Source organism: Phascolarctobacterium faecium (assembly GCF_003945365.1).
GTDB lineage: Bacteria > Bacillota > Negativicutes > Acidaminococcales > Acidaminococcaceae > Phascolarctobacterium > Phascolarctobacterium faecium.
In genome coordinates, this window is sequence record NZ_AP019004.1 from 2,324,279 (window position 1) to 2,342,845 (window position 18,567).

An 18,567-nucleotide genomic window follows, 5' to 3' on the forward strand; every position below is an offset into this window, starting at 1 on the left:
ATTTATTACATCATACCCGGCATTCCGCCACCCATCGGCATACCACCCATAGGAGCAGCGCCTTCTTTTGCAGGCTTATCAGCAACAACAGATTCAGTAGTCAAAACCATAGCTGCGATGCTGGCTGCATTTTGCAGAGCACTGCGGGTAACCTTAGTAGGATCAACGATACCAGCTTCGATCATATCAACGTATTCCTCGGTCAAAGCGTTAAAACCAAAACCTCTGCGGGAACGTTTAATCGTATCAACGATAACTGCGCCTTCCAATCCGGCATTATAAGCTATTTGACGTACCGGTTCTTCAATAGCGCGTTTAACGATTTCTACGCCGGTTTTTTCGTCGCCTGTTACTTTGATTTTGCTTAAAGCAGTTTGCACCTGCAGCAGAGCAGTACCGCCGCCTGCAACAATACCCTCAGCAACTGCTGCACGAGTAGCGTTCAAAGCATCTTCAATACGCAGTTTTTTATCTTTAAGCTCAACTTCAGTAGCAGCACCAACTTTAATAACAGCTACGCCGCCTGCAAGTTTAGCCAAACGCTCTTGTAATTTTTCTTTGTCAAATTCAGAAGTAGTTTCAGGGATCTGAGCACGGATTTGAGCAACGCGTGCTGCAATTTCTTCTTTGTTACCGCCGCCATCAACGATAGTAGTCAATTCCTTGGTTACGCGGACCTGGCTGGCGCTACCCAAATCTTCCATGCTGGCGCTGTCAAGCTTACGTCCAACTTCTTCGCTGATAACTGTTGCTCCGGTAAGAATAGCAATATCCTGCAGCATAGCTTTACGGCGATCACCGAAACCAGGAGCTTTAACAGCTACAGCCTTGAAGGTACCGCGAAGTTTATTCACAACCAAAGTTGCCAAAGCTTCGCCTTCAATATCTTCAGCGATAATAAGTAATTCCCGGCCGCCTTGGACGACTTTTTCAAGTACAGGCATAATATCCTGAATCATAGTAATTTTACGGTCTGTGATGAGTACGAGCGGGTTGTTAAGAACTGCTTCCATTTTATCAGGATCTGTTGCCATATAAGGAGAAATATAACCGCGGTCAAATTGCATACCTTCAACAGTCTCCAGACAGGTTTCCATAGTTTTGGATTCTTCAACAGTAATAACACCGTCGTCGCCGACCTTTTCCATAGCGTCAGCAATCAGACCGCCGATTTCTTCATCAGCTGCAGAAATAGATGCAACCTGAGCTTTAGCTTCTTTAGTCTCAACCTTTTTAGAAACAGCCTGCAGTTCTTCTACCAAAACGTCAACAGCTTTTTGAATACCTTTTTTCAGCACCATTGGATTAGCGCCGGCAGCAACATTGCGCATGCCCTCACGAACCATAGCCTGTGCCAAAACAGTAGCAGTGGTAGTACCGTCACCGGCAACATCGTTAGTTTTTGTAGCAACTTCTTTTACAAGCTGCGCACCCATATTTTCAAACGGATCTTCAAGTTCAATATCACGGGCAATAGTTACGCCATCGTTAGTAATAGTTGGCGCGCCAAATTTCTTTTCGAGCACTACATTACGTCCTTTAGGACCAAGGGTTACCTTTACTGCATCTGCTAATGCATTGACACCGCGTTCTAAACTACGGCGAGCTTCTTCGTTAAATTTTATTTCCTTTGCCATTTCAAATACACTCCTTTATATTTCACTTTTTTAGTAAAAATCATTACTTAGAGAACAGCAAGCACATCGCGTTCGCTGAGGATCAAATAATCTTTACCGTCATATTTAAATTCAGTTCCGGAATATTTTGCAAATACAACCTCATCGCCAGCTTTAACTTCAGGAGCGACACGAGTACCGTTATCCAGCACTTTACCTGCGCCTACGGCAACGACCTTACCAGTTTGCGGTTTCTCTTTAGACGCCGTATCCGGCAAATAAATACCGCTGGAAGTTTTTTCCTCTTTTACTGTAAGTTCTACAACGATGTGATCTGCTAATGGTTTCAACATTTTCAAGTCCCCTTTCAGATGCCTATATAAATTTTTTATTTTTCTTTTGTTAGCACTCATTATTGTCGAGTGCTAATTACATTTATTATTATATCCGTTTCCTAAAAAAATGCAAGACAATTCCTGTAAAAATTTTTGACAAAAAAGTGAAAAATTCACGCAGCCTTTAAATTCCTCCTGCGTGAATTTTTTATATTTATTTATTTTTTAATGCTGATGCAATTACCGCTTCAGCCAACTCCTTAATGGAAATACGCCTGTTCATACTGTACTGCTGCATTTTTCGATATGCTTCCTGTTCCGTAAATCCATGTGCTGACATTAAAATTCCTTTAGCCCGATCAAGCAGTTTTCTTGTTTCCAAACTTTCTTTTAATAATCCCAGCTCAGCACCCAGGGCTTTGATTTCTTCAAAACGAGAAATTGCTATCTCCATTGCCGGAAATAACTGTTCTTCACGAACCGGCTTCACTAAATATCCCAATACACCCGAACTTTTTGCCTGCGATACAATCTCCTGTTGACTGTAGGCTGTCAGCAAAAGTACTGGAGCCAGATGCTCGTCGGTAATGATTTTAGAAGCTGTAAGTCCATCCATTTGCGGCATTTTCACATCCATGATCACAAGGTCAGGCTGCAGAGCTCTCGTCATGGCAACTGCATCTTCACCGTTATTGGCTTCACCTGCAACTTCATGTCCTGCCTCTGTCAGCATTTCTCTGATATCAAGACGAATAAGCGCCTCATCATCAGCTAAAACAACTTTCAAAGTATTTTTCATTCTGACCCCTCCAACTCTGACGGTATGGTAACTACAGCACAAGTCCCCTGTTTCAGGGCTTCTATTGTAAAAGTACCGCGAAGATCTGCTTCCACCATAGTTTTTATTATTTTCAAGCCTAAACTGGTTTGCTCATCTAAAACAAAACCCGGCGGCAAACCATTACCGTCATCACAGATTTTTAAGCAATAACTTCCGGGGATTTTATAAAACTCAACATCAATCCGGCCGCAGCAGCGGCCTGCAAAAGCATGGTCCAGTGAATTTTGCAGAAGCTCGTTCAGAACCAAAGCAATGCTTGTTGCTTTATCGGAAGGCAGCAAAACATTATCCGCTTTAAAGCTTGTCTGCAATTTAAGATTAGGGTCTGCCATACTGGCAATAATGGCTTCATAAATTCCCTGCGCTGCCACAGCTACATCAATTTTACCGCTATCCTGCTGTGAAAGAAATTCATGTACAACAGCGATACTGGTAACCCTGTTAATACAGTCACGCAATACCAGTTTTGTTTCGTCTGTATGAGCCCTGCGTGCCTGCAGCCTCAGCAGGCTGGCGATAGTCTGCAAATTGTTTTTAACGCGATGATGTATTTCCCGAATAACTACAGATTTGATAAGCAGCTCTGTATCTTTCTTTTTCAGCTCTGTTATATCCTGTAGAATAACAATAGCGGCCGCTGTATCAGGCCTGTTCGTAACAGGGATCACCCTCATTGCAAGCAGCAGTCCCTGCATGTCTATTTCCTTTCCTTCAGCGACACCCGTCTTCAGCACCATACCAACCAAAGGCCAGTTGATCTGCAAACTGTTTGTCCTTCGTCCAACTAAATTAGATAAGCCCTGCACTTTAAAAAGATGTCTGGCCGTCCTGTTCGCGGCTATAATGACCTTGTCCTTATCAACAATCATCAACCCGTCGCCAGGCAGCAATCTGCCGTAATAATTACTGCTCAAAATCTGTCGGCCGGTATTTTTTAAAAACTCCACTGCCGTCATAATGAAAAGTTCTTCCGGTTCATTGGTATCAAAAGCAACTACGGCAAAACATTTTCCTTTACTATCTTGAATAGGATAAACACGCAAATCGACGAAAAGCCCCAGCGACAGCTCACGTTTCCCTGACAAAGGCACACCTCTCTGCAGTGCCCGCTGCACTAAAGGCTCCTCATTACCGCGCAGTTCGCGACCTGTTTTATCAGGCAGTTCACCAAAAAATTGCGTTCTTGGCAGTTCCTGATGATAAATATACAGAAATTTGGGGTTATCATCCCAAACATACATCGTTATGCATGCATGAGCAACATCGGCAGCAAAAGCTGCGCCGACTTTCATAGAGGATAAAATATTTTTTTGTTCTACAGTCAAATTCTTGGGCATATCATTCATTCCCCTGTTTCTTATTACCTTGTTTATCCCCATCAATCCACAGTTTTTTCCACATTATCCACAGACTTATGCACAGCAAGAACTGTTTTTTAGCTATATTTCAGCATTTTATCCACAAAATCCACAAGTTCTTTTACTTCAGTGGACACTGTTCAACCTAATTTTAACGATGGAACAGCGTTCAAATCCAGAGGACTATATTCACCGTTCTGATACATAAAATAACCACGGCAAGCTATCATTACAGCATTATCAGTGCATAAAATCGGAGTTGGATGTACCAAACTTGCTCCAATCCCGCCTACAGCATCAGCTAACGCTGTTTGTAAATGTTTATTAGCCGAAACACCACCGGCCAGAACTATTTTTTTCAAACCGGTTTCCTGCAGCGCATGCACACTTTTCTGCACCAGCACATCTACAATCGCTTCCTGAAATGAAGCGGCCACATCGGCTTTATTTAATTCACGGCCTGCCTGCTGTTCGTTATGCAGATAATTGATTACAGCTGACTTTAAGCCGCTGAAACTAAACTGATAATCTTCCTTCAAAAGTGCCCGCGGAAAATCGATCGCCTGCGGATTCCCCGCTGCCGCCAATTTTTCTATTTCCGGTCCTCCTGGATATTGCAGACCCATCACACGTGCAATTTTATCAAAAGCTTCACCTGCAGCATCGTCACGAGTTTGTCCCAGTAATTCAAAGCTGTTATAATCAGTTACCTTTAGCAGCGCCGTATGCCCGCCGCTTACTACTAAAGCCATAAAAGGAGGTTCCAGATCTTTATCATTCAAAAAATTGGCAAAAACATGTCCCTCCAAATGATTGACACCAATCAGCGGCTTGTCATTAGCCCAAGCCAGCGCTTTGGCAGCCGATACACCAACTAGAAGCGCCCCTACAAGCCCTGGTCCATAAGTTACTGCGACAGCGTCTATTTCTTCCAGCTTCACATTAGCCTGACGCAGTGCTTCGTCAATAACCGGCAAAATATTTTCAATATGTTTACGCGAAGCTATCTCCGGTACAACACCGCCAAATTTTCGATGGATAACAATCTGTGAGGAAATAATATTCGAAAGCACTTCACGTCCATTTTTGACTACGGCAGCCGCAGTTTCATCACAACTGCTTTCAATGCCCAAAATATACACGTCTTTAGACATCAGGCTTACCCTCCTTATATAACCACATGATTATTGCATTTTCATGATTATCTTCATAATAATTTGGTCTTATCCCCTCGCTGGCAAAACCGCAGGTCAAATAAACCTTTTGCGCTGCAATATTGCTCTCACGCACTTCCAAAGTCACCGCCACAGCGCCAAGTTCCCATGCCTTATTGATCAGGGCTGCTGTCAAGCGTGTTCCCAAGCCGTGTTCACGTTCTTCAGCAGCAACCGCGACTCTGGTTATCTGCGCTTCCCCTGCCACCAGCCAAAACCCGGCATAACCAAGAATACGCCCAGCATCTTCTAAAACAAGATATGTTGTTAAGCTGTTATTCAACTCATCCAGCCACATACTTGGGCTCCAAACATCAAAAAAAGACTTTTCATCTATGCTGCTGACAGCAGTCAAATCTGCCGCTGTCAAAGTCCTTATCATTATTCCTGCTGGCGTTTTTCCCATAATTCTTCAGCCTCTGATCTTCTAATGTAATAAGGTTCTAAACCAAAAATATCACCGGTATTATCAGGATCATACTCGGCTCCCGCCAAAAGCGCTACTGAGGCAGCCTGCGGCCAACATAAATGTGCTGGAGCCTTTCGGCACCACGAAGGCAAATCGGCAAGGTCAATTTTCTGGCATTCTCCCAATAATAAAGCAGGCATACCCAAAACAGCTATATTTTCCAAAAGCTGCTTGCGATCTACAACTTTGATCTCCTGATGCTCTATGAGTGTCCCCTGCTGCCATTCATAAATCGCCTGATAAAAATTGCCTTTTTGTGCGTCTAAAACAGGTGATAATACATAACCGTCTATCGGCAGATTATAGGCAAGCGCTTTCAGCGTATTGACCCCGCAGATAGGTTTATGCCAGCTATAAGCCATTGCTTCTGCCGATGCCAGGCCAATCCTCAAACCGGTAAAAGACCCCGGCCCCATACTGACTGCTAAAAGATCAATCTCATTTTTAGTGATCTTAGTCCGTGTTAAAAGCTGCTCAAGCTGCGGCATAAGCCCCTCAGAGTGAGTCATGCCCATATTGATCCTATATTCTGCCAAAATTTGTCCATCACGACACAAACCCACGGCACAGACTTTAGTTGCCGTATCAATGGCTAAAGTCAGCATTTTTTTCCACTTCCTCACATAATTCCAGATACCTTTCACCATTAGGGAGCAATTGTATCAAACGGCCTTCCGGAACAATTTTTATGTAGATATCAAGACTTTCTTCAGGCATTTCCTCTAAAAAATTATCCGCCCATTCGATAAGAGTCAGCCCTTCGCCGCCAACATATTCCCCATAGCCGATATTTTCCAATTCTTCAACAGTATTCAGCCTGTATAAATCAAAATGCCTGATCTCCATTTTACCATGATACACATTCATAATCGAAAACGTTGGACTGTTTATTTCACTGGCATCAACCCCCTGTGCCATAGCTATTTCACGACACAACAAAGTTTTACCGGCACCTAACTCCCCACAAAGACAAAAAACATCCCCGTTTTTAGCAAGCCTTCCCAAAAGTTTTCCTAACGCTTCCATCGTTTCAATATTACCACAAAAATACTCCATCAACAGCACTCCCATTTCAAAAAAGCAGTACCGACTTTTGCCGATACTGCTCCCGTTTATTTTTTCAATAAAGTAGTATTACGTTCCAAAGGATCTAAAATATCAGTATGTCCTTTCAAGGACGCAATTTTTTTACCATCAACTAAAATCTGTACTTTTTTTATCTCCGGAAACTCTGTCAGAGTGTTGACAATAGCAGTTGTCAGCATCAGCTCAGTATAGGATCCCTGCGGTACATTGGTTATTTCCTTGGAAAAATCAACATAAGCAGTCCCATCTTCTATCTTCATTGTTCTGATTTTTGTCCCTTTAGGAAACAGACTGACCATTTTCGCAGTATCCTGCGGACTGCTGTTTACCAAAATATCCAACGCAATCTCCGGAGCAGTCATCGCGCCGGCTTTGCGGGTTACCTTTTCCGGCAACAGATATTCCTCTCCGTTGACAGGTGCACGATACACCGTTACCGTAATTTCTTGATTCTTATTATTCTGCGTTTGTTTAGTTTCAGGCTGCGGGATAACCGTAGCAGTTTGATCATCACTGCAGCCTGCAACTAACACGCAGAGCATCAAAGTGCAGATTACTGCAAATTTCTTTAACATATTGGCCTCCCACATCATTTAAAATAGTCCTCGATACCATCAGCAATCGCCTTAGCCAGCTTACTTTGAAACCAGTTGCTGTTCAGCAGTTTTTCTTCTTTGGCATTAGTTATAAATGCCATTTCGATTAATGCCGACGGCATACTACTGCGTTTATTGACGTAGAAGTTTGCCTGACGTATACCTAAATCATCCAAACCAAAATTATTAGTCATCCGTTTTTGAATGGCCGTAGCTACACGTGCATCATGGCTTGTTTTAGGATAATAATAGGACGAGAAGCCGCCTACGTTTTTATTGACAGAAGCATTGATATGCAGACTGATAAAGAGATCAGCAGCACTGTTTTCAGCTACATCGACACGCGCCTGAAGCTCCTGCGCGTCCGTAGCATTTACGCCATAAACGTCAACATCTTTAACACGTGTCATTGTAACTTTAGCGCCTTTTTTCTTCAGCAGTTCTTCAACTTTCTGCGTTATTTTTAAAGTAATATCTTTTTCTTTAGTGCCTTTTGCCCCAACTGCTCCCGGATCACTGCCTCCATGTCCTGCGTCCAGCGTAATTCGTTTATCCTTCAGCCCGCCACTGGTACGATAGGCAGTTTTACTAACAGCAGGTGTCGGTGTTTTATCTGTAGTAGTTTTACCGCCTGCAGGTGTTGTTTTGGCAGGTTCAGATGCCTGACGTTTATTAGCCATAACATCAATAACGATTCTGTCCGGTCTTTTGGTAACAGGATCTTTTTTTAAGGTAAACCCCTTATAATCTTTACTGCCAATGGCCTTTTGCAGAGGCACCTTCAGCACGGTTTTACCTTCCGACGTATCTAAACGCATTTCATTGGCAATATCGCTCTTTATCTTATGAGCACGGCCAACTTTGCTATTTAAATCTGCATCCATAGTTATCAGCATCGTATTGCCGTCAAAAGTTATTTTATAACCTGTCGGTTTATCACAGTCCACCACAAAACGCAGCACATTGGTTTTATCTACTCCCCAACGAACATCTGTTATTTCTGAGGCAAAAGCCGTTAAACTAAACATCAAACAGCTTACAAGTGCAAAAACAAAAACTAATTTCTTCTGCAAACGGCATCTCCCTTTCTTTCATCTCTAATACTTAATTTTATCATTTAAGCGTAAGTATTGTAAACATACCCTAACTTTTATCTGCAAAATTTAAGTGAAATCTTTTATTCTCCCTGCTCAATAATTCTGCGGGCCTGTGGCAAGTACTGGCTGATTTCTCCTGCTGCCATACCAATAATCCCTTTACTGGCCAAATCGCCAGCCAGCCCGTGCATATATACACCAGCTAACGCCGCTTCCTGTACAGAAATCCCCTGCGCAGCCAACCCGGCAATAATTCCTGTGAGCACATCACCGCTGCCGCCTGTAGCCATAGCACTGTTGCCGGTAGTATTGATATAAACATTGCCGTCAGGACAGCCTATAACAGTAGGAGCGCCTTTCAAAACGAGGACAGCATCCCACTCAGCAGCATATTTGCCTGCCAATTCCAGGCGTCTTGCGTCAACTTCAGCCGCTTCCAAATCCAACAGCCTTCCCAACTCTCCCGGATGCGGCGTTAAAACTTTCGGAGCCCTCATGGTATTTAAAATACCAACATGTCCCTGCAATGCAGTCAACGCATCGGCATCGATAATCACCGGCACTTCCACCGACTGCAGAATTTCCCGAATAACTTCCACCGTACTTCCAGACGTACCAAGACCAGGACCTATAGCCAAAACATCAGCTCTGCCGGCTTTGTCCAGCACTGCACCAGTGGCTCCTCCACCTAAAGCTCCCGGCATCCGCTCGATCAAACCTTCGACCATAATTTCTGTCAGTTTCACCGCTAATACTTCACGACTGCAAAGCGGCGTCAGCAAACTTACCAGACCAGCACCTGCCTTAACAGCCGCTTCCGAGCATAACGCAGCCGCACCTGTAAAACCCGGTGATCCAGCGGTGATAACTACCCTTCCCGCTTCACCCTTATGGCAGTTTCCATTTCTCTGCGGCAGTAAATCACAAGCAATATTCTCAGTTAACAAAAACTTTTTACTATCCATACGTTCTAAAAGTATTTTAGGCATACCAATATCGGCAACTATAATTTCTCCGCTTAATTCAGCTGCCGGATACAAAAACAAACCTGGTTTGGCAAGTGCCATAGTAACTGTAATATCTGCCTGCACAGCATTTTTATCTGCACTGCCTGTATCAGCACTGACACCGCTTGGTACATCAATGGACACAACCGGCACAGCAATACTGTTCATCAAACCACAGACACGTTGCTGTACCCCCTGTAAAACGCCATTAAACCCTGTTCCTAAAACAGCATCTATCACCAAATCAGCCTGGCGGCAACTAACTTCCGCTACATCCCAGCTGCCTCTGTCTTCCTTAAGTGCAAATAGTTCAATACCACACTTCCGGCAAATACGCAACTGCGCCGCAGCATCTCCTGTAAGTTCCTGCCACGGTGATACAAGAAAAACCTTTACCCGCGCTCCCTGATTGGACAGCCACCGTGCAGCAGCAAAACCATCACCGCCATTATTGCCCTTACCTGTAAAAACAACAATATTTTTCCCAAAACAATCTTCTAAAAAATCCGCAGCCGTTTCCGCTACAGCTTTACCAGCATTTTCCATCAGCACCATTGTCGGCAAGCCGATCTGTTCTGCAGACTGCTGATCTAAACTCTGCATTTCCTTAGCAAAAACCAGTTTCATCCTTATCCCTCCAATACAACCTGGGCCATAGCAAGTTCTTTAGTATGGCTCAACGAAAGATATATTTCTTTGACACCGCGTTCTTCAGCCAGAGTAGCAAAATAACCGCTCAAACGCAAACTCGGCTTTCCCATACAGTCATTATAAACTTCAATATCTATAAGCTTGCCGCCCCTCAAGCCTGTTCCCAAAGCTTTCAGCAAAGCTTCTTTAGCCGCAAACCTTGCCGCGTAACTTGCAAATTTCTGCATGCCACGGGCTTCACAATATTCTTGTTCAGCAGGAGAAAAAACTCTTGCCGCAAACTTTTCTATTGTCAGAGCTTTTTTCACTCTATAAATTTCTGTTAGATCACAACCGATTCCAACAATCACCAGCTACGCCCCCTCATAACCTTTTCCAATAAATACTGCTTGGCAAACAGCATAATATGTTTATATTATACATCCAGGTTACGTTTTCCTGCTATTTTATTTAATAAAATAGCTCAGCACCCCTAACCGGTACTGAGCTAAATCCTTTATTATACTGTAAGCAAACCTTTTTCTTCTAAAAACTTTGCTAAAAATTTACCAATACGATTTGTAAGTTTCAAACAGTTTTTCAGATGGTCACGAGTATTGAATTCGTACGGCATCAGATCTTTACACATTGTTGATCCAAATTCTTTTTCAAAACGATCGTGAAATTCTTTGGTAACAGGATAAATTTCTTTCAATGGTTTTTCTTCAGGAGTATTCCGTCCGATCAATGTACTGATAACCATTGTGCAACCGACTAAAGCGCCGCAAATATTACGGGCATGGCCAATACCGCCGCCAAATCCTGAGGCCAGGCGAAAAGCGTTATCATCAATATTTACGCCAGCATATTTGCGAAAAGCTTCAACTATCGCTTCGCTGCAATTATAACCACTCTTAAAAGCATTACCGACTTCTATGCCCATTTTTTCACTGAATTCACTCATTCTCGTCCCTCCTTTAATATCACTTATATGACTTAATTCTATCAGTTCTATAAAAAGTCCTGCTATATAAAGCTCCGTCTACTATATTATTTAAAAATAAAAACAGGACGGCAAAATCCGTCCTGTTTTTATTACAAACTTCTATTCAACTTTTGTAAGCCATAAGCCGTGTAAATTGCAGTATTCATAAACACCTACTACCTTGTCTCCGCCAGCCAATGCAAACTCAGCTTCCGGTTTAGAACCAACAGCCAGTTTCTTCCGTTGTCCGCCCTGTTCCGTCTCCAGATAGATCCAGGCAATATGATGTTCCTCTGTCATAGGATGCTCAACACTGCCAACTTTTACTTTTACAATATTACCTTCAATAGTAACTACCGGCAGATGTTTTTCCTGCGAAGCCTCCACTGTATTAGGTTTCAGTTCTGTCATAGGATCGCCGCAGCAAACGACATTTACGCCGCTGCTTTTGATCATACCAATCATATTACCACAATGTTTACAGATGTAGAACTTCTTTTCGCCCATTTGTACTCACTCCTTAATAAAATTTTATCACTTAATTATAAATGCGGCTTCAGCCGCGCTTAACCTAAAGCTACGTCTAAAATCATCATAATCGCAAAACCAATAATAAACCCAATCGTCGAAAGGTCCGCACTTTCATGTTCTCCACCACTTTGAGACTCCGGTATCAGCTCTTCGACAACGACATACAGCATAGCACCGGCAGCAAAGGCTAAGGCATAAGGCAAAATAGCCTCCATGGAAGTAACCATCGCCGCACCAATAACACCAGCTATCGGTTCTACCAGCCCGGAAGCCTGGCCATACATAAAACTTTTCATCCGAGAAACACCTTCGCGCCGAAGTGGGATAGAAACTGCAGCACCTTCTGGGAAATTTTGAATACCAATTCCCAAAGCAACAGCTACAGCTGCCAGCAATCCTGTTTCGCTCATACTATTCGCCGCTGCTCCAAAAGCAACGCCAACCGCCAAACCTTCAGGTATATTATGCAGCGTAATTGAGAATACAAGTAAAATGCTACGACGCCAATTAGTTGAAATCCCCTCTACTTCCCCTTCTTTTGCAAAGAAATGCGCATGCGGCAGTATTCTATCCGCCAGCCACAAAAAAGCAGCACCACTCAAAAAACCAATAGCAGCAACAAGCCAGGCAGGCAAACTGCTTTTTTCCGCCATTTCTATGGCAGGAGCCAAAAGCGACCAAAAAGAAGCGGCAACCATAATACCTGCAGCAAAGCCCAGCATCATATTTAAAACCCTTTTGTTAATCTCTTTAAAGAAAAATACCATCGCCGCACCAAGCGCAGTCATGAACCAGGTAAAACCTGTTGCTATCAGAGCTAACAAAATCGGATCGTTGATCTTCATCAATGATTCCATTTAAACAACTCCTTACCTTTATCCTTATTATAAGCTACTTGTGATACGCTTTCAAGTAAGCTCTTTATTATATAAATTTTGTATTCGTTTATGACGTTTATTAAACATCCACTTACAATAAAATGCAGATAACCGGAATCCCCGAAAGGACCCGGTTATCTGCATTTGGAGAAATGGAATATTAAAGGACATAACCACAGTCTGCTCTTACCGTAGTTATGACGGAGAAGTAAAGTTATGCTTTAGCTAAAGCCGCACCTAACTCGCGGCAGCTTTCAGCCATCGCTTCATCTGGGGCACCCAATACCAAAAGCCCCGGGGCAATCAATTCGGCACCAGCTGCTTTTATACGCTGTTCCCAATCACTCATATAACTTCCGCCCCAGCCATAAGAACCAAAAATCACAACCTTTTTCCCCTGCAAAAACGGTTCTAATGCAGTAAAGAACGGTTCAAACTCATATTCTTCCAGAACTTCAGCACCCATAGCACTGCATCCCAGTGCCAATGCTGAATATTCAGCCGCCTGTTCAGGAGTGATATCGCTAACGCTTTTGAGCTCTGCAGCAGTTCCAATACCTTCGGCCACAGCCTCGGCCATCAGTTTCGTATTACCGGTACCAGACCAATAAATAACAGGAATCTTTTCCATAATAAAACCTCCTTAAAAAGAAGCCGCTGCCAGATGTAAAGGTACGCCTTCAGCTACAGCCTTCAACAACCTGTCCCGGCATTTATTATATGCGTCAAACAAACGCTTGGCATACTCGACATCATCATATACTTTCCAATAACCGCTGCATTTGCAATTCTTGCCTTTATTTTTAATAAAGCCTTGGATATCCGCTAATGGATAACCTAAAAATATACCAATTTCATGCGGAAAATCCTGGCTGCAGGATATCTTTGCCCCTAACTGTCGGAGCAATGAATGCACCGAACCAGACTTATAACCAAGTTCTTGTAAATAACAGCTTATCGCTTGTTTCTGCAGCAAATCTTCAAGCTGCTGCGGCTGGTAAACCAAAATCAAAGTTCGTGCCGCACAATGACATAAAACTTCAAAAGCAATCCCCTTATCGGCAAACTGTTCCGTATAATCAGCCAAAAGCGGCGCGACTACAGGCATAGATGCAGTAGGGCAGCTGACAAGATTGGCCGGTTTGATTCCAGTCAACGCCGGTGCGCAATGGAAAGCCAGCAATTCATCAAAACTTTTAAAGCCATGTAATTCAAACTGCATGATAACTCCTTTGGGAAAAGTTAGTTTAGCTAACCAAACGTAGCTACCGGCAAGGCTCCGGTTATTATTCATAAGTGATAAAAGAAAGAAGGGTCGAAATCACACCGTCTGGTTAGCCCTGTCTAACTTGATTTTGAGTATAACACAAAAATTCCAAGTTAGCAATACCTAACTTGGAATTTTTATATAATTTTTTCTTTTTATTCCGCAGCTTCTGAAAATTTATTTACGTCGTTGAAACAATTTAAAAAGGTCGGTTTTCTCTTCAGACATCAAATTATAATCAGGCACTGCCGCCAACGCTTTATCCCTTGCTGCCTCCAAATCATGAAAAACGTCCCATTTGGCTGCATTAAGCGCTTTAATATTACTGATGCGCAGTAAATACGCAGGATGAAAAGTCGCTATACAATCAAAACCATGTTTTGTTTTAAACCATTTACCACGGTCTCTGGTGATGCGCATATCCTGATTGCCAAGATAATGTAAAGCAACACTGCCCAAAGCAACCACAACTTTAGGCTGTAATATCGCCAACTCCTTGTCAAGCCAACGCTGTGCACAGAAATCTGCTTCTGCAATATTCGGCGTGCGGTTACCCTTAGGACGGCATTTGATAACATTGGTCGTTAAAATACGGTCACGCGTCATCTTGGCAGCCCACAAAGCCTTATCCAACAACTGTCCAGACGGACCAATCAAGGGGCAGCCGTAGTCATCCTCCACGCCGCCAGGTCCTTCGCCCACAAAAACAATCGGACTGTCATAATTACCAAACCAGCCTACAGGAGCCTGTGCTGCTTCCCGCAGAGGGCATTCTCTGCAAGCCACTAATTCCTGAGCTAAACTTTCCAGCTTTTCTTGTTTCATACTTTTCTCACACCTATTTATAAAATTTTGATCATAGCCGGCGAGGCGAAGCGTGCTGATCTAACCTGACAAATGTCAGATGCTTTTTTAGCTCCTCACGGCTTTGCTCTAAAACAAAAGTTGTTGCCTGAATATTCCCGGAAACCGGTGAAACAAAACGTGCAAAACTATTCATCGTTATCAGTCTGCCATCAACTGTGAATACGCTTTGATTCATATTGATATACCATTTTTCCCTGTCATTGAGCACCCGTCCATCAATCTCAGCGATCAAAATATAATCTGCGCCCAGCTCCCGCGCTTTCTGATAAAATTTTTCCATTGCATAGACGCTGTCGTCATAAAGTTTTGTTTCCGTATCTACGATCACATACCGCGGCAGCATCATTTGATACTCGTTCATAATAAACCTTTTAATATCAGGCACATAGTCCCTTTTATCTACCTCAAGACTGCTGCCGATCCAAACAGCTACTAACGGTTCCGTTCCTTCAAGTTTTTGCATGGGTAGTTTTTCACGTACACCGGCAGCCTCTGCTTTGTCCAAAGCTGCATAATATTCTCGCATGCTATAATCAAAATACATTCCCATATCATGCTGAAAATCACTCAGCTTACGGGAAAGATTGTATTTATGATGCTTTCCAAACTGCTTGTAGCCTCCAAAAAATGTCTGCAGGCTTCCCGGCACAGGATCAGCATTATTAGTTATTCTGCGCAGATCTATCTTATCACCGTAGACTTCGGCAAAAGCAGCGTTGCCTATGGCAGGCGCGCCAAAAGTTATAACCGGCACACGATCTTTATCTATCCCCATACTTACAAGGCGTTCTGCCAGCAATGTAGCGACAGCTCCCCCCAGGCTATGCCCGGTAAGCAATACACGTGTATCTGTATTAGCCAAAATCTCATTAAACAAAACCTCATCAATACCGTCATCATTAGTATCGACCATTGTTTCTAAAACAGTATTGACGTAATCATTAAAGCCTTTATGTACCATTGGTACAGTTTTATCCTTTTCAGAATGTCCTGCATATTCAATAAATTCCTCAAGGCTGCGGCCGCCGTACGGCACCTTATCGGTGTTCAGGTTGACAGTCCAGTCACTCTTGCTGGCACTGCCGCGAAAAGCAACTATATAAACATCCCTGCCGCGTCGGGTTTTATTTTTTGCCACAATAAAATTGGCTTCCAATTTTCCTTTTTTTACTTTATGCGGTACTATCTTCCAGCCATAATCGCGCAAATAACCAAATTCCGGAGCATTTTCCGGGGAATATGCTCCTATACAGGCTGCTGCTGCAACTGTAGTCCAATGTGCATCACGATACGCCGCATCAATCATTTTCTTTTCCGCAGGCGTATACTCATGCGCCCAGCTTGTTCTAACCGGCACAAACACAACCAGCGCCAGCAGAACGCAAGTTAAAACCTTTATTATTGAGCGCATACTGCACCTCCGCTCCTAAAATTAATTAACATCATTTACAATAATTATAAATGAATGCTGCGAAAAACACAAAAAGAAAAACGCATTTCTCAATTGAAATGCGTTTAATACGACTTCTTTTGATTATCTTACCTAAAGTATCTAGTCCTTTTCTAATTTTGCCCTGAAAGAAATACTGCGCGGCGTATCAATATTGTCAAATTTCACAAGATGCGCGGCCTTGATCAAATCTACATCAACAACAGTACCAGAACCGAAAATACTATGCTTTACACGCTGCCCGACAGCCAGCGACGACTGATTTTCTTCATCAGCAAGATAACGCTCGTTGATAACAAGATAATCTTTTGTTTCTCTTATCAAACCTTCCTGCGGCTTTTGTGTATAATCAAGCAATGCCGGCTCTATATCCAGCAGAAAACGCGACGGATAGCGCGGAGAGCCATCAAAATTTCTACCTTCAGCTTCAGAAAGATACAGCCCTTTCTGTGCACGGGTCATTGCAACAAAAGCGAGTCTGCGCTCTTCCTCCATCTTTTGTATAGTATCTGTTTTCTTAGACGGGAAAACACCCTCATTCATCGCACATAAAAATACATAGGGAAATTCCAGACCTTTGGCCGAATGTACCGTCATTAATTTTACTTTATCACTATTATCAGCCGCATCGCTGTTAGTAAACAAAGCAATATGTGACAAGTAATGTTCTAAAGTACTTTCTTCCCCGCAGGAAGTTTCATATTCATAAACCGACTGTTTAAGTTCCGCCAGATTATCCAGACGTTCCTGACTTCCTTCTGTCCGCAGCATTTTTTCATAACCACTCTCATTTAAAATTGCAGCCAGCAATTCCGAAATTTGTCTTTCTGCATAATTAGCGGCAAAATTTTCGATCAATGCTACAAACTGTGCGGCTTTTGTCCCTTTAAAAATTTCATTATCCAAATTTGTCTCTAAAGAAATATACAGCGAGCATTGGTGCTTGACTGCATATTCCTGCAAAAATTTTATGCGCCGCTCCCCAAGATTTCTTTTAGGAACATTAACTACTCTTAAAAACGCCAGATCATCTTTATATGCAATCAACCGTAAATATGCCAAAGCGTCCTTTATTTCCATTCTGTTGAAAAACTGCACCCCGCTGTAAATAGCGTAAGGTATTTTTTCACGTAAAAAAACTTCCTCTACGATTCTGGTAATATAATGCGCACGATATAAAACAGTGATTTCCCTGTAAGAAGTCCTCTCGCCATGCAATGCCTGGATCTGCTCTGCTATCCACATCGCTTCACGCTCAGAAGTATCTGCATGATGGCATATAACCTTCCTTCCGTCTGCAATAGTTGGCATAAGATTTTTCTTGATCCTAAACTTATTTTTATCAATCAAATCATTAACGACCGAAACTATCTGCGGTGTAGAGCGATAATTCTGCATCATCATTATAGTTTTTACACTTGGAAAAATCTTATCAAAATCCAGTAAATAGCGCACATTAGCACCGCGCCAGGTATAAATCGTCTGGTCTGGATCCCCGACGATAAACAGATTTTTATGGTAACCACACAATACTGACATCAATTTGTACTGCAGTTCATCAATATCCTGAAATTCATCAATCATGATATATTCCAAACGTTGCTGCCATTTTATTTTAACAGCTTCATTTTGTTCGAAAATATATAAGGTAAATTTAATTAAATCATTATAATCTAGTCCGAAGCATTTTTTCTCCTGATATAAATAACCATAAAAAATTATATCAGACGGCTCTGTTGCAGTAAGATATTTCTGTCTCAATGTATCTAATGACATATTGAGCATATCCAGATAATATTCCGGTTCTTTAATTAGTTTTCTGATTTCAATCATATCCCGTGCTTTACTGAAAGTCATATTTCTAAGCGTCAATCCACGTTCCTCGTAAATAATTTTCAGCATAGAATCGATATCAGAATTGTCTAAAACAAGAAAGCTTTTTGGATATTGCAGAGCATGGCTGTCCTCCTGTAAAACAGATACGCAGAAACTATGGAAAGTACTGATATAACCAGTATCATTATCACCAGTCAGGTTATGGATTCGCTGACGCATTTCATTCGCCGATTTATTAGTAAAAGTTACACATAGAATATTCCCCGGCAAAATTCCGATTTCATTGACCAGATAGGCAAAACGCCGAGCCAGAGCCCTTGTTTTACCTGACCCTGCTCCGGCTATAACACGTATAAATCCTTCCGTAGAAGTAACAGCTTCAAGCTGAGACGCATTAAGTCCCTGCAGTATATTTTCCAATGCTTTACACTTCCTTTCCTAAAAATAATTTCACGTTTCTTGTTAACTCTCATTATAGCAATAAAGTTCATAACACTACAACAC

At 42.5% G+C, this 18,567-nt stretch carries 20 protein-coding genes; all 20 read right to left on the reverse strand.

Annotated features, from left to right (window positions below; translation table 11 throughout):
* Positions 1-5: 5 nt before the first annotated feature.
* The 20 genes from groL to PFJ30894_RS11255 all read right to left on the reverse strand — a co-directional run bounded on the left by groL (position 6) and on the right by PFJ30894_RS11255 (position 18,483).
* Positions 6-1,637 carry a chaperonin GroEL gene (gene groL, locus PFJ30894_RS11160; protein WP_021717025.1) on the reverse strand — a complete coding sequence of 544 codons (1,632 nt, stop codon included), beginning with the start codon at positions 1,635-1,637 and terminating at the stop codon, positions 6-8.
* A 47-nt stretch (positions 1,638-1,684) separates the two neighbouring features.
* Positions 1,685-1,969, reverse strand: coding sequence for a co-chaperone GroES (groES, locus tag PFJ30894_RS11165; protein WP_113077999.1), 285 nt, complete (start codon positions 1,967-1,969; stop codon positions 1,685-1,687).
* A gap of 196 nt (positions 1,970-2,165) precedes the next feature.
* Complete coding sequence (locus PFJ30894_RS11170; protein WP_125669850.1) at positions 2,166-2,750, reverse strand: ANTAR domain-containing response regulator; 585 nt, start codon at positions 2,748-2,750, stop codon at positions 2,166-2,168.
* Positions 2,747-4,129 (reverse strand): histidine kinase N-terminal domain-containing protein, encoded by a 1,383-nt coding sequence (locus PFJ30894_RS11175; protein ID WP_167457071.1) that lies wholly within the window; start codon positions 4,127-4,129, stop codon positions 2,747-2,749. Before PFJ30894_RS11175 ends, PFJ30894_RS11170 begins: the two co-directional genes overlap by 4 nt.
* Positions 4,130-4,290: 161 nt before the next feature.
* A complete protein-coding gene (gene tsaD, locus PFJ30894_RS11180) occupies positions 4,291-5,304 on the reverse strand; it encodes a tRNA (adenosine(37)-N6)-threonylcarbamoyltransferase complex transferase subunit TsaD (RefSeq protein ID WP_125669852.1) in 1,014 nt (337 codons plus the stop codon).
* The gene (gene rimI / locus PFJ30894_RS11185) at positions 5,297-5,746 is read right to left on the reverse strand and encodes a ribosomal protein S18-alanine N-acetyltransferase (protein WP_049896720.1); all 450 of its coding nucleotides are present in this window, start codon (positions 5,744-5,746) and stop codon (positions 5,297-5,299) included. The genes tsaD and rimI overlap by 8 nt, the downstream gene beginning before the upstream one ends.
* Positions 5,746-6,438, reverse strand: coding sequence for a tRNA (adenosine(37)-N6)-threonylcarbamoyltransferase complex dimerization subunit type 1 TsaB (tsaB, locus tag PFJ30894_RS11190; protein ID WP_021717019.1), 693 nt, complete (start codon positions 6,436-6,438; stop codon positions 5,746-5,748). Before tsaB ends, rimI begins: the two co-directional genes overlap by 1 nt.
* Positions 6,419-6,889, reverse strand: coding sequence for a tRNA (adenosine(37)-N6)-threonylcarbamoyltransferase complex ATPase subunit type 1 TsaE (gene tsaE / locus PFJ30894_RS11195; RefSeq protein ID WP_021717018.1), 471 nt, complete (start codon positions 6,887-6,889; stop codon positions 6,419-6,421). Before tsaE ends, tsaB begins: the two co-directional genes overlap by 20 nt.
* A 56-nt stretch (positions 6,890-6,945) precedes the next feature.
* Complete coding sequence (locus PFJ30894_RS11200; RefSeq protein WP_167457072.1) at positions 6,946-7,494, reverse strand: GerMN domain-containing protein; 549 nt, start codon at positions 7,492-7,494, stop codon at positions 6,946-6,948.
* Positions 7,495-7,508: 14 nt separating this feature from the next.
* Complete coding sequence (locus PFJ30894_RS11205) at positions 7,509-8,588, reverse strand: N-acetylmuramoyl-L-alanine amidase family protein (protein WP_231997907.1); 1,080 nt, start codon at positions 8,586-8,588, stop codon at positions 7,509-7,511.
* 104 nt (positions 8,589-8,692) lie between these two features.
* On the reverse strand, positions 8,693-10,246 hold the full coding sequence (locus PFJ30894_RS11210) for an NAD(P)H-hydrate dehydratase (RefSeq protein WP_125669853.1): 1,554 nt from the start codon (positions 10,244-10,246) through the stop codon (positions 8,693-8,695).
* A gap of 2 nt (positions 10,247-10,248) precedes the next feature.
* Positions 10,249-10,620 (reverse strand): holo-ACP synthase, encoded by a 372-nt coding sequence (gene acpS, locus PFJ30894_RS11215; RefSeq protein WP_021717014.1) that lies wholly within the window; start codon positions 10,618-10,620, stop codon positions 10,249-10,251.
* Positions 10,621-10,769: 149 nt separating this feature from the next.
* Positions 10,770-11,213 carry a C-GCAxxG-C-C family protein gene (locus PFJ30894_RS11220; protein WP_125669854.1) on the reverse strand — a complete coding sequence of 148 codons (444 nt, stop codon included), beginning with the start codon at positions 11,211-11,213 and terminating at the stop codon, positions 10,770-10,772.
* Between the two features lie 141 nt (positions 11,214-11,354).
* The gene (locus PFJ30894_RS11225; protein ID WP_021717012.1) at positions 11,355-11,741 is read right to left on the reverse strand and encodes a desulfoferrodoxin family protein; all 387 of its coding nucleotides are present in this window, start codon (positions 11,739-11,741) and stop codon (positions 11,355-11,357) included.
* Positions 11,742-11,800: 59 nt separating this feature from the next.
* Entirely contained in the window at positions 11,801-12,622 is an 822-nt protein-coding gene (locus PFJ30894_RS11230; protein ID WP_231997909.1) for a ZIP family metal transporter, read from the reverse strand.
* Positions 12,623-12,857: 235 nt separating this feature from the next.
* A complete protein-coding gene (locus PFJ30894_RS11235) occupies positions 12,858-13,274 on the reverse strand; it encodes a flavodoxin (RefSeq protein ID WP_021717010.1) in 417 nt (138 codons plus the stop codon).
* Between the two features lie 12 nt (positions 13,275-13,286).
* Positions 13,287-13,865 carry a DUF3793 family protein gene (locus PFJ30894_RS11240; protein WP_167457073.1) on the reverse strand — a complete coding sequence of 193 codons (579 nt, stop codon included), beginning with the start codon at positions 13,863-13,865 and terminating at the stop codon, positions 13,287-13,289.
* A gap of 222 nt (positions 13,866-14,087) precedes the next feature.
* Complete coding sequence (locus tag PFJ30894_RS11245; RefSeq protein ID WP_113077990.1) at positions 14,088-14,735, reverse strand: uracil-DNA glycosylase; 648 nt, start codon at positions 14,733-14,735, stop codon at positions 14,088-14,090.
* Positions 14,736-14,766: 31 nt separating this feature from the next.
* On the reverse strand, positions 14,767-16,188 hold the full coding sequence (locus PFJ30894_RS11250; RefSeq protein ID WP_021717007.1) for a lipase family protein: 1,422 nt from the start codon (positions 16,186-16,188) through the stop codon (positions 14,767-14,769).
* Positions 16,189-16,329: 141 nt separating this feature from the next.
* On the reverse strand, positions 16,330-18,483 hold the full coding sequence (locus tag PFJ30894_RS11255) for an ATP-dependent helicase (protein ID WP_125669856.1): 2,154 nt from the start codon (positions 18,481-18,483) through the stop codon (positions 16,330-16,332).
* Between the last annotated feature and the right edge of the window lie 84 nt (positions 18,484-18,567).